Below are 24,461 nucleotides of genomic sequence, written 5' to 3'. Positions count from 1 at the left end.
CAAAAGGAGCATTCATTGTGAAAAAAGCAACCAAGAAACGCGTTAAGCGGCGCGAGTGGACTAAGGCAGATATCAAAGAACTCAAGGTCCATTCAAAGGCTCGGACCCCGGTCACAAAAATATCAAAAATGACCAAACGCTCTGTCGGTGCGCTACGCCAGAAGGCCTTACATCTCGGAATCGGACTGGGACATCAGCGGTAGCTAATTGGGCTGCGCTGTTGATTGCTACAGTAGGGCGGCTCCCGGGCCGCCCTTATTGGCTGTTGGATTGTGTCGCAACAGGTGGTCGGCCCAACCGTTGATCAACCAACTTCGAGCCCGGCTAATTTCCTATCGATTTCAGCGCCGCGATTGTTGCTGCTGTCCAAGAACGTAGCATTGTCGGTCACTTTATAAAGTGAGGTGCTCGAATCCAGCGAACTCAGTGAGTACAGTCTGCATTCCTGGTACGACGAACGTCTGGTCTGCTTCTCGCCGTGTACCCGCCAGAGGACTGGCCGCTTGGTTCTGCGGCCGATCAGCTTTGACGAGGTCCCGGAGTCCTCAGCTGGCTGATCAGAGGAGAGCTTGTCGCCTACGACGTCACGGTCGGTTGCCTCGACAAGGAGCTTCTCCAACACAGGGCAGAGCGTGTGTGTCCGCGATCGGCGGCGCGTCAAGATCTTCGTAGGTTGGAGCGACGATCGATTTGCAGATGAAGATGGGCTTTTCACGCCGCGTGCTGGTTGGAGCCTGGCGATGGCGGAGCGGCCTCGAGCGTCCGGCATCTTCGATGAGATTTTTGGAAAGCGCTTTGTGGCTATATCTCGGCAAAAAGCTGGTGACTCGCTAAGTCAGATGAGCCTACAGATCTACGCCAGCTCTGCGCGATTTGCTTAAGCGCGAGATTCAGCTCCCGCAACATCGAGGTCTGTACGAAGGACGCGCCCGAAACTGCTCGAGAATGTTGAGCTTTCGTCAGGGGGCGGCTCGCAGCTACCTCGTTGTTACTGCGGTGGCCCCTTTGGCTGACCACAGTTATTGTCGTTATGGCCTAAGAGTGGATTCTGCAAAAAGTGGGACGCGGCGCAGTCATGGGCCCACGGGTTAGCTGATGGAAACAACATTGCGAGTGGGGCGTTCCTCGAAGATCATTTGGGCGCAAGAGTGCCCCGCCCAGCCTGCTGGTGAGCTCGAGCTTCGGAACGATACGGCGCGCTCAGCAGCAATAAAAACAGCGCTCGGCCGGCTTGATATCTGGCGGCCGAGCGGCTGCGCCCTGAGCCCGTCATCATCTGCTTGCCCTCGTCGGTATGCACGGACCACAACCACCTTCGTCCGCGCTGCTTCAAGGAAAACTCGAAGACCGGAAGCGTTGACATGGCTACGTGGCATCATTTCTGACGGACGTGCGTTTGGTCTTCGGAAGGGCACAACCGCTCTCGCGGTAGACCTTCTCCAGACGACGCCTGATTGCGGCCAGCTTGGCAATGAACTCGCTTGATCCGTTAACCCCGAATTCATCAGAAGCGAACTCATCCAGTGCTTCCTGCCGTGTCAAAGATGCCAGACGTTTACGAGTTTTGGCTGTCAGCGTCATCTGCACGACCCGAGCGTCGCTTGCGCAGTGCTTACGCCGCAGGAATCCATTTTTCTCGAGCAGCTTTGAATGGGTCGTGACGAAGGAAGGATCGACGTGCATCAACTTTGACACCATGTTGACGGGGACACCATTCTCTTTCCCTAAATAGGCCACGGCCATCAGGATCATCCACTGCGGCCCGGTGATGCCAAGGACATCGGCTCGGAATCTCGCAAGCTCTTCGAGACATGCACTGATCGATCTGATCTCCCACACGAACGGCCGGATCGTCTCCAGTTCGTCAGTAGAGATACTGCCAAGCGCGTTTGCTGGGCCAAGCAAATCTGGCGGCATCGAAGCTCTGGTTCCATCCTTTACCAGCTTGCCTTAGCGCGAATGAGAAGTGGCGACAACGCCGTAAGAGCAGGTAAATCAAATGCTTGGTACGGTACGGACGAAAGGGGAGTGTGCCAATCATGAACTGGCCGGAGCAGTTGCGGCAACACCGCGCTTATTGTCTTGACGAACCAGCGGCATCCACGGGCGGCTTTGTCGGGTCGATCCCACACGCCGGTAAGATTAATGCCCCTACCAACGAGACGTCCATGGTCTGCTTCATTGGTTACTCGCCGGCTTGCTCACTCCTTTGCCGGATCATCGAGCGGTCAAAATCTCGAGCGAGGAACGTTAGAACATCTGCGCCGCGTGTCGCGAGATCTCGACGCGTCGCTTTTCGTCTGATTAAAGAATACGACTTGCGCGCAGTCGGACTGCAATGTCCAGCACCGCGAGCTGTTGGGCGCAGACCATCAGCCTCGATGAGATCTGGCCGATTGTGCAGAAAGCAATCGATAAGCGACAAGGCAAGTTCAACGACGAGGTCCGCCGGTGGGCTATCATCGAAGCCAATGCAAATTGCATCCGAAGCCGAGACGATACGTCTTGACGCTCGGTTGCCTGGGGCTAGTGTCGTCGCTTCACGCCTTCGCCAACAGTGTTGTGTGGGGGTTACCCGATAAACCGCAGTATAGTCTTGTCATCCGATTCCATATTGGCGGCTTGCCTTCGTATAGTTGAGCTGGCTTTTGGTCACAACTAGCCTTGCGAGTAGTCGCAAGCTGCCGATTGCAATTGCCAAAAAAGCTTGCGCAATTCATCAATTCGACGGATTCAGGCTATGGACTGCAGGCAGCGCCTCCCTCCTCGTATGGCAAAGTGTCGCAACCGATCGGCCGATGGGAAATTGCGCGGCCGCCGTCGTCCTCGAGCGAACAAGTGTGTGGTCCGGGGTTCGCTTTGCTCGAGCACATCGGGAGCGGTATCTTGAGCCAGGATGCGAACCGCGGGGCCACGGTCTGCTTTCTGCTCGGCCTTCCACGGTCCGGAACGACGCTGTTGGCGCATTTGCTCCAACAGCATCCGGAAATTACAGCTCCACCAGAGCCTTGGCTCATGCTGGCTCTTGAGGCGTTTGGCAGGGTGGACCATCGTCACCCGGCCGGAACATCTCTGATCGAAACGGCAACTTTCGAGTTCTTGGGCAGGATCGATCGCGCTGCCGTCAGCCGTGCCTTTGCGGATGCGGCGTACGGTGCGTATCTGTCCTCGGCGGGCAAGCGCATCATCGTGGACAAGACACCACGCTACTGGATGGTGCTCGACTATTTGGATCTTCTTTATCCTGAAGCGCCGCATATTCTTCTGATGCGCAATCCCTACGCCATTGCCGCATCCCTGAAGTCGACTTGGGGAGTCCCCCTTCAGGCGAAAAGCTCCCGTTCGGTCAGCTTGTCCTCGCTTGCTGATCTCATGCTCCGCCTGCCTGACGTTATTGCCTCTTCGCTTGCTGATCTGGTTCTCGGCCTGCCCAAACTCGCTGCGCACCGCGATCGCCGGCAGACGATGGTGGTGCAGTACGAACGCCTGGCGGCGTGTCCGGAGGAGGAAATTCAGCGTCTCATCGCTGGCCTTGGCTGTGATCCGAAAGACACCGCAGCTACGTCGACGGCTCGGGCCGATTATCTTCACTCCAGCAGCTTTGGAGATCGGAAAATCCTTGAAAGAAGGACCGTCGATGAGAAGTCTGTCGACGCGTGGCAAGTCCAATTGGGCGTCGAAGAGATGCAAACGATAACCGATCTGATCGGCGTCGAGCTGATGATACAGCTCGGATATGAAGCGGAATTGCGGCACGCACAACAAGCCGGAGTGGTTGATAAAGGGCGCGAGGTCACCGAGCTATATCGTCAGATATTTCGAATGTGGTGGGATCTGCGCCTCAGCAGGGAACGGGCATGGTCGAACATTTCAGCCGACCCCGGTAAGCTGACCCCTGGTATTCGGCGGCCAATCGAGAACTCATGCTCCACACCAAATGCGTCCACAGGGCACGATGCGCAGCATCTATCCGGAACCGACTTCGACCAAAATCAGGAGCTGACGAGTTCGATGGAGGCGCAGTTGCGCATGGCACTCTTGGCTTCGGAATCGGATCGAGGTGCACAGCAAGAGGCCGTTCGGCATCGCGACGCCGTTATCGAGGCGCTGCGGGGCGAGATTGTGCGGCTCAAGAAGGGGAGCAACAATCACGAGCGATGACCCTCCCAGGACTATGGTCAAAATGTGCTGCCTGCCTTATCGAGCTCGTTGTCTAGCTAGCAAGCGGAAGTAAGTCCGCCGGCTCGCGTGTCCAGCCGCGCTTCGATTGGATGCTGGCAGACGCCGACGAAGGATACAGCGCTATCCGCTGTTTGACCCGGTGGACGCCGATGCGCTATGGCAGGCGCCGATCGCTGCAACGCCTATCGGGCCTATCGCAAGGCAAACGCGGTACTGAACGAACTAGAGATCCCGCATCGTAGAAGACACATGCTGCCGAAACATTTGCGCCGTCTCGAAGCTGAATCGATCGAAATCATGCGTGACGTGGTCGCCGAGTTCAAAAAGCCGGTCATGCTCTACTCGATCGGAAAAGACTCGAGCGTGATGCTGCATATTGCGATCAAGGCCTTCTATCCCGCAAAGCTCCCGTTTCCCCTGCTTCACGTCGACACGACCTGGAAGTTTCGTGAGATGATCAGCTTCCGGGACGCGACAGCCAAGCGCCTCGGCCTCGACCTGATCGTCCATGTAAACGAGGAGGGCATCGCGCGCGGGATCAATCCGATTGAGTCCGGCTCCGCGCTTCATACCCAGGTGATGAAGACCGACGCCCTGAAGCAGGCGCTCGACCTCCACGAATTCGATGCCGCCTTTGGCGGCGCCCGGCGTGATGAGGAGAAGAGCCGCGCAAAAGAACGGATACTCTCCTTCCGTTCGTCCGGGCACGTCTGGGACCCCCGCAATCAGCGGCCGGAGCTCTGGAACCTGTTCAACACGCGGATTCGCCAGGGCGAAACCATGCGCGTTTTTGCGATGTCAAACTGGACTGAGCTCGACGTGTGGGAATACATCATGTGCGAGAAGATCCCGGTCGTCCCGCTCTACTTCGCAAAGCAAAGACCGATCGTGCGTCGAAATGGCGCGACGATCATGATCGACGACAAGCGATTGCCGCTTCTGTCTGGCGAGACGCCGCAAATGCGGATGATCCGTTTCCGCACGCTGGGCTGCTATCCGTTGAGCGGGGCTATTGAATCCGACGCGACGACGATCGAAGACATCGTCGCAGAGATGCAGACTGCGACGGTGTCGGAGCGCCAGGGGCGCTTGATTGACGCCGATGAAGCCGCTTCGATGGAGAAAAAGAAGCGGGAAGGCTACTTTTGATGCTTGTCAAGGCGATAACGGAGTCTGTCCAGGCCAAGCCAAAGGATCAGCTGCGATTCATCACGTGCGGTTCGGTGGATGACGGGAAGTCGACACTGATCGGCCGGCTGCTGCACGACAGCAAGATGATCTACCATGATCAGATGACGGCGCTGGAACGGGACAGCGCCAAGTACGGCACAACCGGCCGTGAGATCGATTTCGCGCTGCTCGTCGACGGGCTTGAAGCCGAGCGAGAGCAAGGCATCACGATCGATGTGGCTTATCGTTTCTTTGCGACGGAACGGCGCTCGTTCATGGTGGCAGATACGCCCGGCCACGAGCAGTATACTCGCAACATGGCAACGGGCGCCTCGAACGCGCAGCTCGCTATCATCCTCATCGATGCCCGCAAGGGCGTGCTGGTTCAAACCAAGCGCCACTCGTTCATCTGTTCGCTCCTTGGTATCCGCCATCTCGTCCTGGCAGTGAACAAGATCGACCTCGTCCACTACAGCAAAGAGAGCTTTGATCGGATCGTCGCCGACTATTGGGCCTTTGCCAGCGATCTTGGCTTCGAATCGATCGTTCCGATCCCGATCTCTGCCAGGTACGGCGACAATGTCGTCGACCGCTCCGGCAACACTCACTGGTACGATGGTCCCTGCCTGCTCGGCCAGTTGGAGAGTATTAATATCCGGTGCGACAGCTTCGGGCAGGCCTTCCGCTTTCCGGTACAGTGGGTGAACCGGCCGGACCTGGATTTCCGCGGCTACGCCGGGTCCGTGGCTTCGGGAAGCATCTCGGTGGGCGACGACATCGTCGTCGCAGCGTCTGGACGGACCACGCGCGTCAGGCGAATTGTGACGCAGGGCGGCGATCTGTCCTGCGCCGAGGCCGGCGATGCAATCACGATCACCATTGAAGACGAAATCGATATCGGCCGTGGCGATCTCCTGGCACGTCCGACCGAGCGGCCGGAGCTCGCCGACCAATTCGCCGCTCATCTGATCTGGATGGATGAGGACCAGCTCGTTGTCGGGCGCAATTACATTCTGCGCATTGGATCGCAGACCATAGCCGGTAGCATTACCGCGATCAATCATCGGATCGACGTCAATACACGGGAGCACCTGTCAGCCGGGACGCTTGGCCTTAACGAGATCGGCTTTTGCAATATATCAACCACCCGGCCTGCGGCGTTCGATCCTTACGAGGCCAATCGCAAGACCGGATCATTCATCGTCATCGACCGGTATACAAACCGTACGGTCGCGGCCGGGATGATCGCATGTCCACTGCGGCGGGCGACCAACGTCGCTTGGCAACCCGTTGCAGTGGGACGGAAGGAGCGGGCCGACCTCAAGGACCAGAAGCCCTGCATCATTTGGTTCACCGGCCTGTCCGGCGCAGGAAAATCGACGATTGCCAACATCGTCGATCAAAAGCTGTTCGCAATGTCCCGGCATACCATGCTGCTGGATGGGGACAACCTGCGGCACGGATTAAATGCGGACCTCGGCTTTTCCGAGGCCGACCGCATGGAAAACATTCGGCGCGCCGGGGAAGCTGCCAAGCTGATGGCGGACAGCGGCTTGATCGTAATTTGTTCCTTCATCTCGCCCCACAGGGCCGAACGAGACATGGTGCGCGGTTTGGTCGGCAAGGAGGAGTTTGTCGAAGTCTTTGTCGATACGCCGATCGAAGAATGCGCGCGGCGCGATCCCAAAGGTCTTTATTCAAAGGCGAAGTCCGGTATGATCAAGAACTTCACCGGCATCGATGCGTCCTATGAAGCGCCGATAAGACCCGAAATTCATCTCAGGACCATGGAGCAGACACCTGAGCAAATGGCCCAGGCCGTGATCGATGTGTTGATGGCTCGCGCAATTCTTGGCGGTTAGTGTTCGTCAAACCCGTCACCCTCGCATCGCACCATCGATAGCAGGAGATGCCCCCCACTAACCTGCTGGCCCGGCCACGGCGACTCGGGTTAAGCAAAGGCATCAATCGGACTCAGGCTCCAAAGGAACAAAATGGTTGCGTCCACACGTCGATTGCCCGCTTCTGGTTATGTGCTCGAAATCGACGGTCAATTGAAAACCGAATTCGCAACCAGGGATGGGGCCTTCGCAGGAGCCCAGGAGCTCAAGAAGCGCCGTCCCATGCTCCAGGTCAGAATCTATGATGCCAGGACAAAGGCCAGAGAGGAAGTCCGACTTCCAGTAGCTTGAGTTTTCGCTTGACGCCGTTTCCCGCGCGTCCGACTAGCGTCATGCCTAGGCTCTCGTAACCGAGCTGCCGGCGTCTCGGACATCCAGCTTCGATCTCTTGCGCACGATGAAGAAGGGCAACTCGTTCCTCCGGGTCTAGCCGCATCCGGCGCAATTGTTTGCCAGTACATTGACTTGGGAAACAGGAGCTGCCTGTCCCGACAACGCTCGCGCGCTAGGCCTGCCCTCCGGCACGCTGTCGTCAGCTTTGGCCGTATCCCTCACATGCGCGCGAGAGCTTCAAAGGCCCTCTGCGGGGCTGGCTGTGAACATGTCTGCACGAGGCGGGCCGGCAGGGGCAAAGAGAAAGCCGCGGGAGAGGCTCGCGACGCCGGTCGCCCCACAAGCAGTTCATGCCTCACCGCTCATCTCCTCAATGAGCCTGCAGCTTGCTGGCTTCAGTTTCCGTGGGAAAAAACTCGACCCATGGTCGCTCGAGTGCGAGGCTATCGCTGGCTCGATTTCCGGCATTTTCGACGCTCTGTTTTGAGCTTAAGCGACACCGGCCTCAAGCCGGACCTTGAGGATGTGGGAGGCCGGATCGAGGGTGCGCTCGAGATTTGGCAGATCAGCAGAGGAGCCAACCGAGCAGAACGGCTCGAAGGAGCTATCCGTCGAGTTCAAACGCCTCATGACTGCGGGCAGGCTCATCGGTCCGCAAGCCGTTGAGCTGCTCCGCGATCGAGTTGAGCATTCGAGCTCCACGACGGCGCACTCCCCGCGGCGGCACTCTGGATCAGCCGTCGACCACGACACGCACACCGCCTTGATGATCGACTACCGGGACGATCCTGACGTCGAACTATGAAAACTCCGAGCTCGCTTGCCGTAAATCACATCGTTCAGCCGCTCGAGTTGGCTTATCGCTCCTTTTGGAGGTGCACGTCAGAAAAAATTCACACGAGAAGAGTTCGGCAGAGGGTTGAAACGCACCTAACGTCAAGTTGTACGATCTGAAAATGGACGGCAAAGGTCGTCAACGTCCCGAATTCTCCAACGAGTGACAGTATGCGAATGTCTCAAGTCTCAGGCTCACGCAGGATCAGGCTCATCAGCAACGGAACGCATCATGTCCGTCACGCGCGGATCGATATCCGAACGCGATGGGCCCGACATGCACGTTCGTCCGAACCCCAACGTTCGCCTGAATGCACGGGTTTGGCGTAAACCGATCGACGCCTAGCTAGCAATGCGACGGCGCTCAAATCCTTGCATGCATGATGTGGTGGGCCGCTGGCGAAGCTTGCCTCCGCCTATGGTGTTTCTCCCAGCAGCAGATGAATCGAGAAAGCCTGCGCCTGAAGGGGTGAGGTCGCATCATCGCGCTTCAGACCCATCGACAAATACGGTTTAAGGGGAAATGGTGTGACTAGACAACGCTCTCTGCTGACGCCTGGTCCATTGTCGCTGTCGCTGGCGGTCAGGAGCCAGATGCTGCTCGACCTCGCATCGCGCGATGGTGAGTTCAAGGAAGTGACCGCCCGCATGCGGCGGCTGATGCTCAATCTGCTGGGAGGTGCCAAGGACTATTCGGTGGTCCCCATTCAGGGGGGCGGGTCCTTTGCAATGGAAGCCGCGCTCTCTTCATTCGTGTCTAGGGCCGACAAGCCGCTCGTTTGCATAAACGGCATCTATGGCGAGCGCATTTTCAAGATTCTGCGGCTGTGGGGCGTCGAAGCGCTGAAGCTTGTCAAGCGAGCGACCGAGCCCCTGGACCCCCAGGAAGTCGCCGAGCAGCTGAGCCGAAATCCCGGCACTACTCACCTATGTCTTGTGCATTGCGAGACGACGACCGGAATCGTCAATCCGCTTGACGCGATCATAGAGGAAGCGAGGCGGCGTGGTGTCAAGACGATCGTCGACGGCATGAGCTCTTTTGGCGCGATTGACATCGACCTAAGCCGTGGCGGACCAGACGTTCTGGTGACATCGAGCAATAAGTGCATCGAAGGGCCGCCAGGAGTAGCGTTTGTCATCGCGTCTCGCGAACTGCTGGAAAAAGCGGTTCAAGAACCAAGGTCATTTGTGCTCGACGTGAGAGACCAATGGCTCTCGCTCGAGCGTACCGGAGAGTGGCGATCGACCCCACCCACCCACATCGTTCAGGCAACAACGAAGGCCTTGGAGATTCTGGAGGGGGAGGGCATCGATGCCAGGCGCCGCAGGTATGAGAAGGTCAGAGACGATCTCATCCAAGAACTTGAAGGAGTGGTGTCCCCGCTACTGTCCGCCGACCTGCAGTCTCCGGTCTGCGTCGCGTTCAGCACGCCGTCCGGAATCGCGGATCAGGCAGGATTCGATGGGCTATATCGGCACTTGGCAACCCACAACCTTTACGTCTACTCGAAGCTGCATCTTGCCACGCGGAGTTTTCGGGTCGGTTGCATTGGCGAGATCCAGCCCAGTTGGATCGAGCAGTTGGGGTGCGCCTTTCGTACATATTTTCGGTCCGGTCCGGCTTCATCCATGGGGACGCCGTCAACCCGCCAAGCCTGCGAGCGTGGCGTCGAGATGTCATCGTCCTTCGCAAAGACCCCGCAGCTCCCGTTCTCTGCCGAAACTGCTGTTCTGCACGCCGGCTACCGACGCGATCCGGTGACGAAAGCTGTCGCAGTGCCGATCTATCAGAACACGGCTTACGAACTTGATGGCGATCTGAATCACATTGCGGACGTCTATAACGTCAAGGCTGACGGATTCACCTATACGAGGATCATCAACCCGACGACCCGCGCGCTGGAGCGAAGGTATGCCGCGGTCGACATGGGGAGTGACTCGCTCGCCGTCGCATCAGGTCAAGCGGCAACCTTCCTTGCCATCGTCAACCTGTCAAGCGGCGAGGTGGGGGACAATATCGTCGCCTCACCGTATCTCTATGGCAACACGTGGAATCTGCTCCATAATACGTTTAAGCGTCTTGGTATCAGCGTCAGGACGGCAGACCCGCGAAGGCCCGAGACCTTCGAGCGTGCCATCGATGATCGCACGATCTGCCTGTTCGGAGAGGTGATTTCAAATCCTTGCCTGATTCCGCTTCCGGTCAAACAGCTGGCTGAGATCGGCCGAAAGCACGGCGTTCCGTTGGTGGTGGATAATACGACGACCCCGCTGGTATGTCGGCCGTCAGATCTCGGTGCTGCGATTACGACCTACTCCGCTACGAAATACATATGCGGCCATGGCACGACGCTGGGCGGTCTGATCGTTGACAACGGCAAGTTCAGCTACCGGGGCGCCTCTCGCTTTCCCTTGTTCAACAGTCCTGACGAAGCGCATGGCGGCATCATCTGGCGCAACGCGCTGCAAGATGTCGACGATCTCGGAAAAAGCGAGGTTCTCCTGAAGGCTCGCATGACCTGGTTGCGCGATACTGGCGCGGCCATTGCCCCCTTTGCCAGCTTTCAGCTGATCCAAGGCCTTGAAACGCTGCCCCTTCGCATGAAGCAGCACTGCGCAAACGCCAGGATCGTGGCCGACGTTCTTAAGGAGCATCCAAAAGTGCGCCGCGTCTTCTATCCGGGGCTGTTCGAGGGAGCCGATCAGGAAACTGTCGACCAGACACTCAATCCCGCATACGGACACGGCGCGATGGTCATGTTCGAGGTGGAGGACGAGCAGGCCGGGCGGAAATTCATCCAGAATGTCGACCTGATGTATCACGTTTCGAATGTCGGGGATGCCCGTACGCTCGTGACGCATCCTGTTTCGACCACCCACACCACTGTTCCGCGCGAGAAGCGCGAAGCCGCCGGCATATTTGGCGGCTCGATCCGACTTTGCGTGGGCATCGAAGATGTCGACGACATCGTGCGCGATCTGGACAGGGCGCTTTCCGCAATCTGACAACTTGTAGGGCGATCAGGAGGAGGTTCTCATGAATCAGGCAGATGCTTGGAAACTGAGGTCGTCTCGTTATGAGGCTGTTCAGTTCAGCCGGGAGATCAATAAGCAATTGTCCGAGCTGAGGCCGGACAATGTGATGGGAGCGATCTACATCGCCAAGGATTACGTTGTAATTGCCGCTTGCACGCTCGCGACGGTCTGTGTCTCCTGGTGGCTGTACCCGCTCGCCGTTCTTCTGATCGGCGCCTACCAGCGCGGCCTGACGACGATCGCTCATGATGCGGCTCACCGTACGCTCGCGAAGAACACGACCTGGAACTACGTCCTCGGCATTCTGTTCGCGGCCTATCCCCTGTTCCAGCGCCACTGGGCCTACCGGATCTCGCACGTCTATCTGCATCATCCGTATCTCGGCGACCCGGAGAAGGATCCCGATCTGAAGTTCTTCATGGCCAATGGTGTTTACGACGTCCAGCCTCCTGAGCGGTACGCCTTCAATATCATCTGGAAGCCGATATTTGGTGGCGCGACACTGGCCTACCTGAAGTATCTCTGGACCAACCGGTTTTCGATCACAGATTCCGAGGACCAGAGCCGGTCAAGCATACTTGTCGACAAGTATGGCTTTTACCTCTTCTGGATCGGCATCCTGGCCGGATCATACGCTCTTGGGCTGCTCCACATCGTGATCCTGTTTTGGATCGTCCCCTATCTCACAACGTTTCAGGTTCTTGGCTGGTTTGTCGAGCTCGCCGAGCACTCGCCGATGTGCGAGACCGAAACGAAGAACGTCTATCTAACCAGGAATCGGAAAGGAAATTTCCTGGAGCGGGCCATCCTTGGACAAAACCTGGACGAGTATCACCTCGAGCATCACCTCTCGCCGGGTATCCCATTCTGGCTGTTGCACAAGGCCCAGAAGATCCGGATGCAGGATCCGGGTTACGCAAAGGTTGCCGCGAGCTGGGGAGGGCTCTTCGTCAAGGGGCCGCAAGGTCAACCCAGTGTCATAACTCAGTTGAAGGAGCGAAATCGACGCTTGTATGAGCAATCGCTTGCTGATGCCCATGCGAAGGGACACGTGGCGTGACATTGCAACGCTCAGACAACGCTCGCGCCGTGGTCGGCGTCACCTCGAACCGTCTTTTGGTCGATGGTGTGCATCGCGACTGGCTACGGCAAAAATACCTCAAGGCCCTCCTTCATCATGCGGGCGTGGCATGCGTCATATTGCCGACGATCGATGCGGAAGATGTGAGGCTAGAGGTCGGCCTGGCGATCATGGGCGCGCTCGACGGTCTGGTTTTGACAGGGGATGAATCGAATATTGACCCTGCCGTCTTGAAAGCGCCTGCATCACTTCCGCCGGCTGACCAACAGGACGTTGATGGCGGAATCCGTGACCGCCCGCGGGACAGGCTCTCTGCGGTAGCCATTGGGAGCGCCATCGCGCTCGGAATGCCGATCTTGGGCATCTGCCGCGGGCTTCAGGAGCTCAACGTCTATTTTGGCGGCACTCTCCATCCATCGCTTGCCGAGTGGAGACTGGGAAGTGGCCTGATGCATGCCGAGAAACCAGATCGTCCAAGAGACCGTCAGTACGATGCCGCGCACAGCGTGAGGATATCTCCTGATGGTGCGCTCTTTCCGATCGTGCGCGCCATCGAAGCGCAAGTGAACTCCCTGCATAATCAAGGCATAGAGCTGCTTGCCGCCGCACTGAGGCGCGAGGCATGGGCGCCTGACGGACTGGTCGAAGCGGCTTCGGTCATCGGCGCGCCGACGTTGCAAATCGGTGTGCAATGGCACCCCGAATGGCACACCTCAACTGATCTCCTGAGCCAGCGACTGTTCACGGCTTTTGGAGAGGCGTGTATTGCGTACTGCCAAACAAAGAAACATTAGAGGCGGATTGTGACGTTTCAAACCAAGCGCGGTCCGCCCAGGTCGAAAGGTGAGTCTTCCGGAACTGATGGAAAAGCGTGGTCCGGGGGGCGGGCCGCGCCGCCCCGCCCGCAGAGGACGAGTGGGCGATTGACAAGACGCTTCGCTCTGGGAGTTCTCTTTGTGGCGCTCTATGTCGTCCTGAGCGCGGCAGGCGAAGTTTATGCGGCATCGTATTTTCAACGGTCGGATGCGTTCGTCGCTCTCCTCGTGTCCTTTGCCGCGGTCTGTCTGACATTTAATCTGCTGGCAGGTCACGAGAGAGGGACGGCACGGGTTGCGAAGTCGGCGCTCCTGGTGTTTGTGTCGCTCAATGTCGTGACCGCGATCAGTTGGATCGGGTTGTTTATCGGCCTGAAATACGCCGAACCGGCGATCGTCGTCGCCTTCATGGTGGCGCTAGGACCCGCTGCGACGGTGTGGTTAAACGCGCTGATCAGGCGCCAGGGCGTCCCTCCAGCATCCGATATCGTCGTGAGCGTGACGATCGCGGCAGTTGGAAGTTACATGATATGGATCTCGGCAACCGGCAACGCTGGCGTGGAGTGGGGAGCTCGATCGTCCTTCGGCATCGTCTTGGCAATCGTGGCCGGCCTATCGCTCGCTCTTACAAATATACTCGTCAAGCTGCTATTCGACCGCGGATTTTCGGGTCGACAGGTGTTGGCGCATCGTTTTTACGGAACGATCCTTTTGCTGCTGGGACTGGTTGACCACTCCTCCATCGTGCTCGAGATCTCGCAGCATTGGCTTGCAATCGCGACGATTGGGCTATCCACGATCATCGTTCCATTGCTCTTGTTCCAGGAGGGTATCCGCCGTGTCGAGCCCTTCACGGTCAACATGGTCCTGTCCACCGCTCCTGTCATCACGTTTCTGTTCCAATACTTCGATTCTCGTATCGTGCCTTCGCCGCATACGTTCGTTGGAAATGTTCTCATCACGGCTGTTGCCGTCGGCAACGTCTATTTGCAGTACCGGAGGTCCGCATGAACGAGCGAAATTGTGTAATCGTCGACGCATATTCGACCGGCCGCTTCTTGCCGGAAGAGTTCAAGCGGTATGGAATTTCAACAGTGCATGTGATGTCGGCTGCACAGATTCCGTCGATCTTTCAATCGCATTTCAATGCTAATCTGTATGATGAAGTCATTCGCCCGCCCGAGCGCATGGGGTACGACGAGATCGTTGAATATCATCTTCGGGCTCTCCAGGGCAGGGAGCTGGAGTTCGTCATAGCGGGGTGCGAGACAGGAGTTGAGCTGGCCGATTCGATCTCGGAGCGGCTGGGCTTGCCTTCAAATGGCACCGCCCTTTCGGCCGCCCGACGGGACAAATCGCGCCTGTCTGAAGCGTTGGCCTCAGCAGGCGTGCGATCGATCAGACAAGTGGTGTCCGACAATGCTGAAGTGATCGCAAGATGGAAGCATCAAGAGAGCTTCGATGAGCTTGTGATCAAGCCGCTGAACAGCACAGGCACGGAGGACGTGTTCTTTTGCTCGACGGATGCCGATATTCAGCGCGCTGTAACCGCGATCGTCGGTAAGACGAACCGTGTCGGAACGCTCAATCAATTGGCGCTTGGACAGGAGAAAATCAACGGCCAGCAATATACCGTAAATGCCGTCTCGATCGACGGCGAACCCTTCGTCACGGAGGCCTGGACCTATGACACTGTTCCTATTGAGGGCGCGTCTTCGGTCTGCTCACTCGAGCGGTTATTGGGAGGTAAGGAGCCAATCGTTCTTGAACTATCCGATTACCTTGAACGTGCGCTGCGGGCGCTTCGGATCACCGACGGACCTGCTCATGCCGAGATCATCGTCGATGATCGGGGACCGGTTCTGGTCGACTTCGGAGCGAGGCTGCAAGGAACCATGTCGGCAAAAGCTAGGACGATGGCGTTGGGCCATAACCATTTGGCGCTCACCGCGTGGCGTTACGCAGATCCCCAAGGCTTTGCTGGGTATATGAGGCGACGCGGGGTTTACAAGCGGCAGGCTCATGCACTATGCGTCTCGCTGATTTCCGACATGGGCGGTGTTGTTGCCGGCTATCCCGGACTCGATGCGATCGGCAAGCTGCCGAGCTTCGCGGATGCCATTGCGTTCGTTCCGATAGGGCAAAACCTGGTTCCGACGATCGACTTGGCGTCGACGCCAGGCATTGTGTATCTCGTGAACAACGACCTGATACAGCTTGAGGAAGATTATCGCCAACTGCGTGCGATGCGGATGGACCAGGTGTTCGATTTGGTGCCGCAGGAAGCGAACCAATGACCGGCATCTGCGACAGTTGCACAAATTCAGCCGCTGCGGCGATGATCGGTGTGAGCGACTTCGATGGCATCCTTCGAGGCAAACACGTCCTGGGTGAAGATCTTTCCGTCGGGAATAAGGTCATCAAGTTCTCCGAAGCGGTGCTCGCGTGGGATTGTTCGGACCGCGTCATTCCGGCGGGCTTCACGCAAGAGCCGCAGTCAGTATTTGGGGACGCCGATCTGCGCGTTCTGTCCGGCACCGGCCGTTCGGTGTCTTATGCCGGCGATCAATATCTCTATCTGGCTGAGTTTGCGGGCGCACATGAGAGCGTCTGCCCGCGCGGTATTCTGCGTAAAGTCCTACAAAGGGTTGCCGACCGCGGATACAGCTGCAGCGCCGGGTTCGAGTTTGAGTTTATGCTGTTCAAGGAGAACGCCGACGTAATTGAAGACAAGCCGTTCGGCCAATGGGCTCCTTTGACGCGGGGCCCATTCGGCTACTCGATTGCGCGGTCTGTCGCGCACAGGGAGCTGTTCGGTGAGATCCTGGCGCTTTGTGAGAAGTCCAGAATCCCTCTCAGCGGGCTGCACTTTGAAACGGGACCAGGCGTGATTGAAGCGTCACTTCGTCATTGTGATGCCCTGGAAGCGGCCGATCGAGCAATCATATTCAAGTCGATGATAAAAGCCTGGGCGCAGACGCGAGGGATGATGGCTACATTCATGGCCAAGGTTTCAGAGAATTGGCCGGGCCAGTCCGGCCATCTTCACGTCTCGATGTCCGCAGATGGTCAGAATGTGTTTTACGATAGTGAGGAGTTTCGCAACGTCTCGAAGCTCATGAGGCAATTCATCGGCGGACAATTGAAATACATGAATGATTTCTGTGTACTCGCTGTGCCGAATTTCAATAGCTACAAGAGATTGGTACCTGGTTGTTGGGCACCAATCTATCCGAGCTGGGGAATCGACAACCGCTCCTGCGCGGTACGCGTCATTCCGGGAGACCCGTCTGCACATCGTCTCGAATACAGGCTGCCCGGTGCAGACCTGAACCCATATCTTGCCCTCGCATGTGCCATCGGTTCCGGCATATTGGGTATCGAGACAAATGCGGCGCTCCCGGCTTCGATCGTCGGTGATGCAAGCGCGGAGGCCTGCCTTCCATCTGGGAGGCTGCCTCAAAGCTTGGCAGAGGCAACATATCGGTTTGCACAGTCTCCGGCAGCCAATGATGTCTTCGGTGAAAGGTTTGTTGAAGCGTTTTCTTGCTCCCGCCGTTGGGAATGGGAGGCCGTTCAACATCGGGTCACAGACTTTGAACGCCGGCGGTATTTCGAGATCATTTAGCCAGCTTGAGCTGTACAGACCGGCGCCTTCCAAGCATCAACTGATCGGCCGGTTTCAATAAGTCATCCATGCTTTCATTTAGCAGCAGGCGGACGAGCGCTCCAATTGGTGAGTTGCTCCTCTTCCTTGGGGGGAGGGCTCCCGCGTCTTGCGGCCGATGAAGGTGTCCGGCGCTGGCACTCTAAGTAATCCCGCAGCCCGCGAGATCAGCTCACAAACGCGCCCTGTTACGTAATCTTGGAAAGCCTCATGGTGCACGCGCGAAGCGCGATCGGTGTCGGCCATGGCCGCGCTTATTGCTTCGGCAGCGGGCGCGCGCTCGGTTCTCATGTTGTTAAGGGAACTAAGGCTTTGTTGCTCTTATCGTCCGCTCGACCTCATCGGCCAGTGTCCGATGATGAGCTGCCAGCTTGGCGAATAGCTCTTTCTTAGTCGGACTGGTCGCCAGCTTGCTGATTAGCTCACACTCTTCCGCCTCGATCCGAAGTTTTTCCAAGTGCGCCTGCATGTCCTTCATGGAAGGCCTCCCCGCAAGAGGCGGGGATCATCTCATGGGGAACCTGACGGGAACAAGCTATGACAACAGATGGCGACCGATGGAAAATGATGGGCTGAGCACATCCCGTTCGTCTAATCCGAACTAGGACACGCCAAGGCTCAAATCAGGACACGGGGCCTGGATACGGATAGCGCTCTTCTCGTGCTCGTTGTGGTAAGGACACGTCCTGCGACAGATTAGAGCCCGGTGAAAAACCGGACAGACAGGCTAGCCAATATCTGCGATCCTCTCCGACATTTCAGGACGGAGCAATTTTGGAGAGTTCCAATGCCCGCGTGGTCCGCAGCGGACGAACAGCGACTACTGCAATTGGTTCGAGAAACAGGCCTCACGCAGCGCGAGATCGCTCAGAAGCTCGGGCGGACTGAGGCAGCGGTGAGCGGGCGATTGATCCTTATTAGGAAGCGCGCCGCGGAGAGGGCGGATTAACCCCAAGTGCGGAGCCAATTTTTGTAAGGATTCAACGCAACGCCGCCCGCTTAAAATACATGCGAGCGGCGCTTGCTCTAGCCCCAGGAAGGTTGTTGGCAAAATCCTGATACATACAGTTTGGCACAAAATGCAAATCGCGCGCATACCTAAGAATGGTTAACGCGTCCGTAAGAATACGGGAAAAAGTGGCAAAGCTCGGTTCCCTTGCTCGGCCCGCCTCTTGTGCGCCAATTAGCATACGCTCACAGAGAGCCAGCTCATCCTGCGAACACAGGCTCGACCATATCGACCAGGTGGCGTGAGGCTTTCTCAGCTTCGCTGCAATGTCGTTCGTCGTTCCCCGTCGTCGGCCTTCTTCTCATCCAATAAGGCGATCCTTTGGCTTAACGTCGACTCGGCCTCGGCGGGTAATCCCCTTGCTGGGTACGCCGCAGGCTCGTGGATCATTCCCGTTGCGAGCGCGTGAGCAGCTTGGGGTTTTCCTTGTAACCTGACGAGCTCCAGGTTTTCGATGCCAAAGTCGGTGAACGCCTGAACGCCATCTTCGCCGACGCCATAGACCCAGATCAAGCCGTCCTCGATCTGCATTTCGATGGCAATGTCGCTAACCCAGTCTTCGTCTTCACCAAGAGGCCTTCGCCGGTGAGATATACTTCGTCAAACGATCGGCAGCTTCATCGGCACCCACAATACAGTTTCACACCCATTCGTGAGGACCGGCACACCGCTCATCAAGCTGCTTGAGGCCAAAAGAAGAGGCCGTCAAGCGGCCTGCGTTGGTTCTACATGAATAGGGCAATAGCCATGATTGCGATGGGGCTCAGCCCGAGCGCCACGATGAGCGCACTAAAAGGTATATCACTGCCCATGACACAACCCTCGCGATTGAGGTTGAAATCCTATGCCCGGATGCTGGGTGGCCGCTAGTGCAATTTGTGCCACGGCAATTTCAACAACACCGCGAGCTGCTGGTTCGTGGCGAGCGGCTCTCCTCGAACGGCCCGCTCACATTGGGCTTCTCCACGCCTTGGTCAATATCGTCGGAGCGGTTGCACACCTCGTTGCTGCACTACACTGCAAAGTCGCGCGGGTCTCGTCAGATGCCAATGGTTTTCGCAGAGCCAGCCCAGCCGCCGCAGAACGGACAATTGGAGTTGATCATGCCGCAAGCAGACGCTTGTAGCGGCGATAAGCGTCGATCGCATTGTTCGCAAGCATGAGCTGCCGATGCTCTCCAGCCCGCACCATGTCATCGATATTTCCGAGAAGAAAGCGGCTCACATCGCCAGGATCTGTGATCTCGCCGGAGCGTTCGAGCAAGTCCCAAGCGATCTGGATCGACCTCTCCACGAGGACTGGCAACGATTCACTCATACGAGACAAAACAGACGTCGATATCGATGGTTCCTGTTGTAAACGCCGGCGGATCGCGCCTCCAGCCGGACAACATAGCTTACCGTCGGGCAAGACGCCGCGAGGGGCGCCTCAGGACTATTGGCCCGCCGATGTCTGGACTGCCTATTCCTGCCTCTGCTGAACGTGCAATATTGGATCATGAAAGCACGAAATCGAAGCCTGCTCATCTTTCTTGTTGCCGTCGTGGGTATTGGTTGGCTAATTGGCGCAACCAACTTGCCTGGTGCATGGTATGCCGCACTGCAGAAGCCGACATTCAATCCTCCGAATTGGGTGTTCGCGCCAACTTGGACAATTCTGTATGTGATGATCGCAATCGCGGGCTGGCGCACCTACCTGCAGGAGGTCAATGGCCTGGCCTTGCAGGTTTGGCTCGGACGGATGGCGCTTAATTTTCTTTGGTCTCCTATTGTTTTCCGCTTGCACAACTTGGCCATGGGGCTCTCGGTCATCATTCTGCTGCTGGGCCTGATTCTGTTTTTTATAGGCCTGCAATGGCGGGCCAATCGGCTTGCTGCGCTCTTATTTATCCCGTATGCGGGCTGGGTAGCGTTTGCATCGCTTTTAAACTTTGCTTTGTACCGCCTTAATTGAATTCCTGATGGACCTGCTAAACGCGAGTTAAGAGCCGCCGGCGGGGGGCTCGGCGCTTTGAGCGATCCAGCCCGGCACCCGTCACGCCCGGCTGGGGGCGACGGCTTCGAAATTTTTCGGGTCCCTCTTGAAACCAAAATCCGCTTTGCTTTTTTGTCGCCTTCAAAGGTTGGCGTCGAGGCTTGGTCAGGTGAGACGGGCACCGGTCCTGCCCGCTGCCGCTCGTAACCATCTTGCTCTTTGGAGGATTTGGCTTGCGCAGTCACGACTTTTCGTCTCTCCGGCGCTCGACCATCGGTTTCGATCTTGACCTCGCGGAAATGGCCAGCGGGCGGGCGAGGACAATTACCCGCCTTACAACATCGAGCGGATGACGACCGTTACCAGATTTCGCTGGCCGTGGCGGGCTTCGCGCCTGAGAACATCTCGATCACGCCTATCAGTCACCATCGAGGGCAATAAGCCTGAAAAAGGCGAGCGCCAGTTCCTCCATCGCAGCATTTCAACCCGCAATTTCAAGCGCCAATTCAGCCTTGCGGACTATGTGCAGAAGCTCGAAGCCAAGGCGGCTTCTCGCATGTTGAGAGTCGGATGCATCAGCGATTGAATTCCCCAACTTAGGGTAGGCGTTCGTGATCAGCTTTCGATGACGACCACGACTTCCACCTCGCAGCCTTGCGCCATCGGCGTCCTGGTCATGCCTCCCTGCATCTGGGCCACCATCAGATTGATCAGGCGGGTTCCCAAACCGCTCTTCGCCTCGGTGGGGCATCCGATTCCATCGTCCCTCACCGTGATCACGACCTTTTCGTTTCTCTTCCGGACGTCGACTTCCACGACGCCCGGGCGCCCCTCCGGAAACGCGTACTTGAACGCGTTTGTCACCAGCTCGTTGACGATCAAGCCGACGGATGCGGCCTGCGAGCTCTTGACGGCGATTTCGTCGCAGGACACCCGTATCGCGATCGGGCGCACTCCCCGGTGCAGATCCGAAAGGCTCCCGCACAACGCCTCAAGATAAGCGGGGAGGTCGACCGAGCTGTTGACCGGCGTGTCGCGCAGGCGATCATGAACCTTCGCGACAACCTCAATCCGCGCCAGCGCGGAGGTGATCGCCGCCTGCACGGCGGGATTAGGGTCCGATCGCGCCTGCAGACGGAGGATCGACATGATCGTCGCGAGGTCGTTCCTGGTCCGGTGCGCCAACTCCATCATGAGAACGTCCGCGTAGGCCTTTGCCTCCGAGTGCTTCTGGAGTGCAGTGCGCAGGGCTTCCGTTACCCCTGCAAGACATAGCCCGCTAGCGAGAAAGATCAGGAGCGGCACGATAGCGGCGCTCGGCGGCGGAGGGATAAAGTATCGCGCCGCCAGCGCCGCGCTCGCGCCGGTGGCGAGAAAGCCTGAGCCGCGATCGAAGATGACTGAGGCCAGGAAAATGGCCGGGATGAACAGCACCAGCGGATAGGGTCTCAACTGATCATCGAGCAGGAGGTTGGCGACAAATGCCAGCCCGACAAGCCCGAGGCTCAAGAGGTACCGCACCCACAGGGGATATCTGGGCGTGACGGACATGAAGCGAAGCAGGAGCCGGTCCATGGAAAGCAACGAACCGGCTTATCGGCGCGTTCCTGCCGCTTGCTTCAAGCGCTTCGGCCGGCGCGCGGACTGCTGAGCCTAAACCAAAGTGGGGTGCTCTGGGCCTGTCCCTCTTCTGGTCCTGAGGAACGATTCAACAAAGCGTGAGTTCGTCCCGAAAGAACCGAACAAAAATCCAAGAGGGTAATTCCATGACGCGATCAGTGCAGGAGCTGAGGGGGGAGTGCGAGCGAAGCCGTGCCGAGTTCGCGGCGACGGTCGATAGGTTGAGGGAGCGGATATCGGATACCGCTGACGACCTCCGCCACAAGGTCTCGCCGCAACACATCAAGTCGGAAGTCTCCGATTACATCAGCAACAAGACCCAGAGTTGGGTCGAGGCGCTGAAGCAACAAGCCATGGACAATCCGATGCAGGCGGTCGCTGCGGGCACCGCGGTCGCAATCCCGCTGCTGCGCCTGGCGCGCGGTTTTCCACTACCACTTCTGATGATCGGGGCTGGCCTTGCCCTGACCTCGAAGACGGTGCGCGAGCGGGCCGCGGAAGCGGCCGCACCTGTGATGGAGAAGGCGGGAGAGATGCTGGATCAGCCCGCTGACCGAGTGGACGCGCCGAGCAGCGACATGAGAGACCGGCTGAATTCGGCTCAAAGTCAGGCCAGCGACATGGCCAGCGATGCGCAAGATGCCGCTGCCGGCCTGGCCGACGATCTTGGCAAGCGGGCGGCGCAGGCCGCCAGCACTGTCGGCGATACGCTCAAGAGCGGCATGGATGCCGTCAAGGGGAGAGCGGGCGCGGTCAAGGACGCGGCGGCCACGGCGCCTGCAAAGGCCCGTCAGGTCATCGGCGACAATGCCGCCTTGATCGCCGGTCTTGGGATCGCGATCGGCGCCATCCTTGCCGCGGCTCTTCCCGAAACAACCGCCGAAGCCAAGGCGATGGGCCCGGCGAGCGACAGCGTGAAACGGGCGGCGGGCGGGGCTGCACAATCCGGTTTCGAAGCAGCCAAGGATGCGACGATGTCGGCGGCCGACGCGGCGGCAAGAAGCGTCGGCGAGGCCGATCTCGGCGGGCACGCCAGCCGCATGACAGAAGACGTGGCCGCCAGACTCAAAGAGGCTGCCGATGACGTCGTCAGGGCGGCCTTCAGTCCTTCCCCAAACCCGAACACTTGAAAGAACGATCATGAGCGATGTGGACCTGACTAAAGAGACGAATTTCACGCAGAACCAGAATACCGGCCCTTCGCAGACCCTGAAGGACCAGATGGCCGATGCCGGCGCAGAGGTGAAGCAGCGCGCCGGCGACGCCCTCCGAGCGTCGACCGATGTCGCCAGCGACAAGTTCAAGGAAGCGGCTGACGCCGCCAAAGACGTGGCTTCCGGGACAGTGGACCAGATCGAGGACCAGGCGCGCGACAAGCAGCGGTCAGGCGCGGACTTCATGGCGCGCCTTGCCGATAACATTCGTGAAGCGGCGCGCGCCTTCGAGAGCGATGCGCCGTTTGCTGCTCGTGGCATGACTTCCGCCGCCGAATATGTCGATGACGCGGCCGATAAAGTCCGCGACGGAAGTTTTCGCGACCTGGTCGATGGCGCCACCGATTTTGCGAAGCGGCAGCCGGCCGCGTTTCTAGGGATTTCGGTCCTTGCCGGTTTCGCGGCAGTCCGTTTTCTGAGGGCGTCGGGCGGGCGTTCCTCATCTTCGAAACACCGCGAACAATCGTCATCCTCGCAGCAAAGCAACGTGTCATGAGCATCCAAAACGATATCAGGACAAGTCAGAACGATCTTAGAACCATCTCGACGCTGCTCGGCGACGCGTTGTCGCAGTTCGCCAAGCTGTTCCAGAACGAGGTGGATCTCGCCAAAGCCGAGTTAGGCGAAAAGGTTCAGAAGGTCGGCAGCGCGCTGGTCTTCATCGCCGGCGGTGCCCTCCTGGTGATCCCAGCCTTGGTGATGGCGCTGTTCGCCCTATCGGCGGCGATGATCGGCGCAGGATGGTCACAGCCGCTCTCCTATTTGACGTCGGCGATCGTGGCCGCGGTGATCGCGGGTATACTGTTCGCGATCGGCATCAACCGGCTAGATGCCCGCGGTCTGGTGCCGCGGGAAACCATGCGGCAGCTCGATAAGGACAAGGATACCGTGAAAGGGATGGTGCGATGAGCAGCACGCAGACGAGTTTTTTCGATAGTCTCGTAACGGCGGTGCGGGAAAACCCGCTCGCCGCAGCACTGATCGGAGGCGGTGCGGTCTGGCTGTTGGCAGGCGACGAGAAGCTCAAGAGCGCGACGCGATCGGCGACAGCGGGGGCTTCGCCGATCGTTGATCTCGGCGCGCGCAATGTTCGCGCGGCCGCGTCCGGGCTCCAAAGGACCGCTGCGCCGCCGACCGCGCCAGAAATGGATCATGATGACGCCACGGGCTTCGGTGAAACCACACGCGAGGCCGCTAGCGCGGCTTCAGATGCCATGTCGGAAGCGGCGGACAAGATCAAGGATCGATTCGACGATGGCGTCGCCTATGCGCGCGAGAACCTCAGCATGCCCGGAAAAGAGGCTTTCACGAAAGCGCAGTCATCGTTGGCCGGCATGCTTGACCGGCAGCCGCTCGTCCTCGGGGCCGTGGGCTTGACAATCGGTGCGGCAATTGCGGGTGCGTTCCAGACTTCCGACATCGAGAACGAATGGGTGGGCGAGCTCAGCGACGATATCAAAGCCGACTTGAACACGCGCGCCGGGGCGGTATCGCAAAGTCTGCGCGAAGCCTCCGATACGCTGAGCGCCGAAGTCGGTGACGTCGGCGCCGAAGCCATCGATCGGGTGAAGCAAGCTGGCATCGATGCTGCGAATGCGGCACGGGAAAAGGTGAAGTCGCCATAA

At 58.3% G+C, this 24,461-nt stretch carries 21 protein-coding genes; 16 read left to right on the top strand and 5 right to left on the bottom strand.

Annotated elements, in window-relative coordinates:
* Nucleotides 1-1,365: 1,365 nt before the first annotated feature.
* The gene (locus QA635_RS31845) at nucleotides 1,366-1,917 is read right to left on the bottom strand and encodes a MarR family transcriptional regulator (RefSeq protein ID WP_283063597.1); all 552 of its coding nucleotides are present in this window, start codon (nucleotides 1,915-1,917) and stop codon (nucleotides 1,366-1,368) included.
* A 969-nt stretch (nucleotides 1,918-2,886) separates the two neighbouring features.
* On the opposite strand from QA635_RS31845, the gene noeE reads away from it, so the two are divergent.
* The 9 genes from noeE to QA635_RS31800 all read left to right on the top strand — a co-directional run bounded on the left by noeE (nucleotide 2,887) and on the right by QA635_RS31800 (nucleotide 16,980).
* Nucleotides 2,887-4,161 carry a nodulation protein NoeE gene (noeE, locus tag QA635_RS31840; RefSeq protein ID WP_283063596.1) on the top strand — a complete coding sequence of 425 codons (1,275 nt, stop codon included), beginning with the start codon at nucleotides 2,887-2,889 and terminating at the stop codon, nucleotides 4,159-4,161.
* 270 nt (nucleotides 4,162-4,431) lie between these two features.
* Entirely contained in the window at nucleotides 4,432-5,331 is a 900-nt protein-coding gene (gene cysD / locus QA635_RS31835) for a sulfate adenylyltransferase subunit CysD (RefSeq protein ID WP_283071936.1), read from the top strand.
* Nucleotides 5,331-7,214, top strand: a complete 1,884-nt coding sequence (gene cysN, locus QA635_RS31830; protein ID WP_283063595.1) for a sulfate adenylyltransferase subunit CysN — start codon at nucleotides 5,331-5,333, stop codon at nucleotides 7,212-7,214. The genes cysD and cysN overlap by 1 nt, the downstream gene beginning before the upstream one ends.
* Before the next feature lie 1,800 nt (nucleotides 7,215-9,014).
* On the top strand, nucleotides 9,015-11,426 hold the full coding sequence (locus QA635_RS31825; protein ID WP_283063594.1) for a 2-aminoethylphosphonate--pyruvate transaminase: 2,412 nt from the start codon (nucleotides 9,015-9,017) through the stop codon (nucleotides 11,424-11,426).
* Between the two features lie 31 nt (nucleotides 11,427-11,457).
* Complete coding sequence (gene rtxC / locus QA635_RS31820; protein WP_283063593.1) at nucleotides 11,458-12,516, top strand: dhydrorhizobitoxine desaturase; 1,059 nt, start codon at nucleotides 11,458-11,460, stop codon at nucleotides 12,514-12,516.
* Nucleotides 12,513-13,331 carry a gamma-glutamyl-gamma-aminobutyrate hydrolase family protein gene (locus tag QA635_RS31815; RefSeq protein WP_283063592.1) on the top strand — a complete coding sequence of 273 codons (819 nt, stop codon included), beginning with the start codon at nucleotides 12,513-12,515 and terminating at the stop codon, nucleotides 13,329-13,331. Before rtxC ends, QA635_RS31815 begins: the two co-directional genes overlap by 4 nt.
* Nucleotides 13,332-13,493: 162 nt before the next feature.
* Nucleotides 13,494-14,363 carry an EamA family transporter gene (locus tag QA635_RS31810; RefSeq protein WP_283063591.1) on the top strand — a complete coding sequence of 290 codons (870 nt, stop codon included), beginning with the start codon at nucleotides 13,494-13,496 and terminating at the stop codon, nucleotides 14,361-14,363.
* Nucleotides 14,360-15,649, top strand: coding sequence for an ATP-grasp domain-containing protein (locus tag QA635_RS31805; RefSeq protein WP_283063590.1), 1,290 nt, complete (start codon nucleotides 14,360-14,362; stop codon nucleotides 15,647-15,649). Before QA635_RS31810 ends, QA635_RS31805 begins: the two co-directional genes overlap by 4 nt.
* Nucleotides 15,646-16,980, top strand: a complete 1,335-nt coding sequence (locus tag QA635_RS31800) for a glutamine synthetase family protein (protein ID WP_283063589.1) — start codon at nucleotides 15,646-15,648, stop codon at nucleotides 16,978-16,980. Before QA635_RS31805 ends, QA635_RS31800 begins: the two co-directional genes overlap by 4 nt.
* A gap of 343 nt (nucleotides 16,981-17,323) precedes the next feature.
* On the opposite strand, the gene QA635_RS31795 is transcribed toward QA635_RS31800, so the two are convergent.
* Nucleotides 17,324-17,497 (bottom strand): hypothetical protein, encoded by a 174-nt coding sequence (locus QA635_RS31795; protein WP_170991777.1) that lies wholly within the window; start codon nucleotides 17,495-17,497, stop codon nucleotides 17,324-17,326.
* A gap of 309 nt (nucleotides 17,498-17,806) precedes the next feature.
* Between QA635_RS31795 and QA635_RS41830 the strand changes: the two genes are divergently transcribed.
* Nucleotides 17,807-17,968: a sigma factor-like helix-turn-helix DNA-binding protein gene (locus tag QA635_RS41830; protein WP_018270246.1), complete on the top strand. Its 162-nt coding sequence runs from the start codon at nucleotides 17,807-17,809 to the stop codon at nucleotides 17,966-17,968.
* A gap of 312 nt (nucleotides 17,969-18,280) precedes the next feature.
* Here QA635_RS41830 and QA635_RS31790 read toward each other — a convergent pair whose 3' ends face one another.
* Together QA635_RS31790 and QA635_RS31785 are read right to left on the bottom strand one after the other, a co-directional pair.
* Nucleotides 18,281-18,559, bottom strand: coding sequence for a hypothetical protein (locus QA635_RS31790; RefSeq protein ID WP_283063588.1), 279 nt, complete (start codon nucleotides 18,557-18,559; stop codon nucleotides 18,281-18,283).
* Between the two features lie 570 nt (nucleotides 18,560-19,129).
* A complete protein-coding gene (locus QA635_RS31785) occupies nucleotides 19,130-19,333 on the bottom strand; it encodes a hypothetical protein (protein WP_425249073.1) in 204 nt (67 codons plus the stop codon).
* Nucleotides 19,334-19,525: 192 nt separating this feature from the next.
* On the opposite strand from QA635_RS31785, the gene QA635_RS31780 reads away from it, so the two are divergent.
* Together QA635_RS31780 and QA635_RS31775 are read left to right on the top strand one after the other, a co-directional pair.
* Nucleotides 19,526-19,981, top strand: coding sequence for a TspO/MBR family protein (locus QA635_RS31780; RefSeq protein ID WP_283063586.1), 456 nt, complete (start codon nucleotides 19,526-19,528; stop codon nucleotides 19,979-19,981).
* Nucleotides 19,982-20,351: 370 nt separating this feature from the next.
* Nucleotides 20,352-20,588, top strand: coding sequence for an alpha-crystallin domain-containing protein (locus QA635_RS31775; RefSeq protein WP_425249072.1), 237 nt, complete (start codon nucleotides 20,352-20,354; stop codon nucleotides 20,586-20,588).
* A gap of 29 nt (nucleotides 20,589-20,617) precedes the next feature.
* Here the strand turns inward: QA635_RS31775 and QA635_RS31770 are convergent, their stop codons facing one another.
* Nucleotides 20,618-21,577 carry a sensor histidine kinase gene (locus tag QA635_RS31770; protein WP_283063585.1) on the bottom strand — a complete coding sequence of 320 codons (960 nt, stop codon included), beginning with the start codon at nucleotides 21,575-21,577 and terminating at the stop codon, nucleotides 20,618-20,620.
* 191 nt (nucleotides 21,578-21,768) lie between these two features.
* Between QA635_RS31770 and QA635_RS31765 the strand changes: the two genes are divergently transcribed.
* Genes QA635_RS31765 through QA635_RS31750 form a run of 4 tightly spaced genes read left to right on the top strand, consistent with a single transcriptional unit; the run spans nucleotide 21,769 to nucleotide 24,461 of the window.
* Nucleotides 21,769-22,752, top strand: coding sequence for a DUF3618 domain-containing protein (locus QA635_RS31765; protein WP_283063584.1), 984 nt, complete (start codon nucleotides 21,769-21,771; stop codon nucleotides 22,750-22,752).
* A 10-nt stretch (nucleotides 22,753-22,762) separates the two neighbouring features.
* Nucleotides 22,763-23,332 (top strand): hypothetical protein, encoded by a 570-nt coding sequence (locus QA635_RS31760; RefSeq protein ID WP_018270255.1) that lies wholly within the window; start codon nucleotides 22,763-22,765, stop codon nucleotides 23,330-23,332.
* Complete coding sequence (locus tag QA635_RS31755; protein WP_212059731.1) at nucleotides 23,329-23,745, top strand: phage holin family protein; 417 nt, start codon at nucleotides 23,329-23,331, stop codon at nucleotides 23,743-23,745. The genes QA635_RS31760 and QA635_RS31755 overlap by 4 nt, the downstream gene beginning before the upstream one ends.
* Complete coding sequence (locus QA635_RS31750; protein ID WP_283063583.1) at nucleotides 23,742-24,461, top strand: hypothetical protein; 720 nt, start codon at nucleotides 23,742-23,744, stop codon at nucleotides 24,459-24,461. Before QA635_RS31755 ends, QA635_RS31750 begins: the two co-directional genes overlap by 4 nt.

The organism is Bradyrhizobium brasilense (genome assembly GCF_029714345.1).
GTDB classification, from domain to species: Bacteria; Pseudomonadota; Alphaproteobacteria; order Rhizobiales; family Xanthobacteraceae; genus Bradyrhizobium; species Bradyrhizobium australafricanum.
This window is presented reverse-complemented; position numbering and strand designations above follow the sequence as displayed.

Coding starts and splice junctions, on each gene's coding strand:
- cysN (WP_283063595.1), top strand. CDS start 5,331: ATGCTTGTCAAGGCGATAACGGAGTCTGTCCAGGCCAAGCCAAAGGAT.
- QA635_RS31775 (WP_425249072.1), top strand. CDS start 20,352: ATGACGACCGTTACCAGATTTCGCTGGCCGTGGCGGGCTTCGCGCCTG.
- QA635_RS31790 (WP_283063588.1), bottom strand. CDS start 18,559: ATGCAGATCGAGGACGGCTTGATCTGGGTCTATGGCGTCGGCGAAGAT.
- QA635_RS31760 (WP_018270255.1), top strand. CDS start 22,763: ATGAGCGATGTGGACCTGACTAAAGAGACGAATTTCACGCAGAACCAG.
- cysD (WP_283071936.1), top strand. CDS start 4,432: ATGCTGCCGAAACATTTGCGCCGTCTCGAAGCTGAATCGATCGAAATC.
- QA635_RS31795 (WP_170991777.1), bottom strand. CDS start 17,497: ATGAAGGACATGCAGGCGCACTTGGAAAAACTTCGGATCGAGGCGGAA.
- rtxC (WP_283063593.1), top strand. CDS start 11,458: ATGAATCAGGCAGATGCTTGGAAACTGAGGTCGTCTCGTTATGAGGCT.
- QA635_RS31755 (WP_212059731.1), top strand. CDS start 23,329: ATGAGCATCCAAAACGATATCAGGACAAGTCAGAACGATCTTAGAACC.
- QA635_RS31845 (WP_283063597.1), bottom strand. CDS start 1,917: ATGCCGCCAGATTTGCTTGGCCCAGCAAACGCGCTTGGCAGTATCTCT.
- QA635_RS31825 (WP_283063594.1), top strand. CDS start 9,015: ATGCTGCTCGACCTCGCATCGCGCGATGGTGAGTTCAAGGAAGTGACC.
- QA635_RS31750 (WP_283063583.1), top strand. CDS start 23,742: ATGAGCAGCACGCAGACGAGTTTTTTCGATAGTCTCGTAACGGCGGTG.
- QA635_RS31805 (WP_283063590.1), top strand. CDS start 14,360: ATGAACGAGCGAAATTGTGTAATCGTCGACGCATATTCGACCGGCCGC.
- QA635_RS41830 (WP_018270246.1), top strand. CDS start 17,807: ATGCCCGCGTGGTCCGCAGCGGACGAACAGCGACTACTGCAATTGGTT.
- QA635_RS31800 (WP_283063589.1), top strand. CDS start 15,646: ATGACCGGCATCTGCGACAGTTGCACAAATTCAGCCGCTGCGGCGATG.
- QA635_RS31780 (WP_283063586.1), top strand. CDS start 19,526: ATGAAAGCACGAAATCGAAGCCTGCTCATCTTTCTTGTTGCCGTCGTG.
- QA635_RS31770 (WP_283063585.1), bottom strand. CDS start 21,577: ATGGACCGGCTCCTGCTTCGCTTCATGTCCGTCACGCCCAGATATCCC.
- QA635_RS31765 (WP_283063584.1), top strand. CDS start 21,769: ATGACGCGATCAGTGCAGGAGCTGAGGGGGGAGTGCGAGCGAAGCCGT.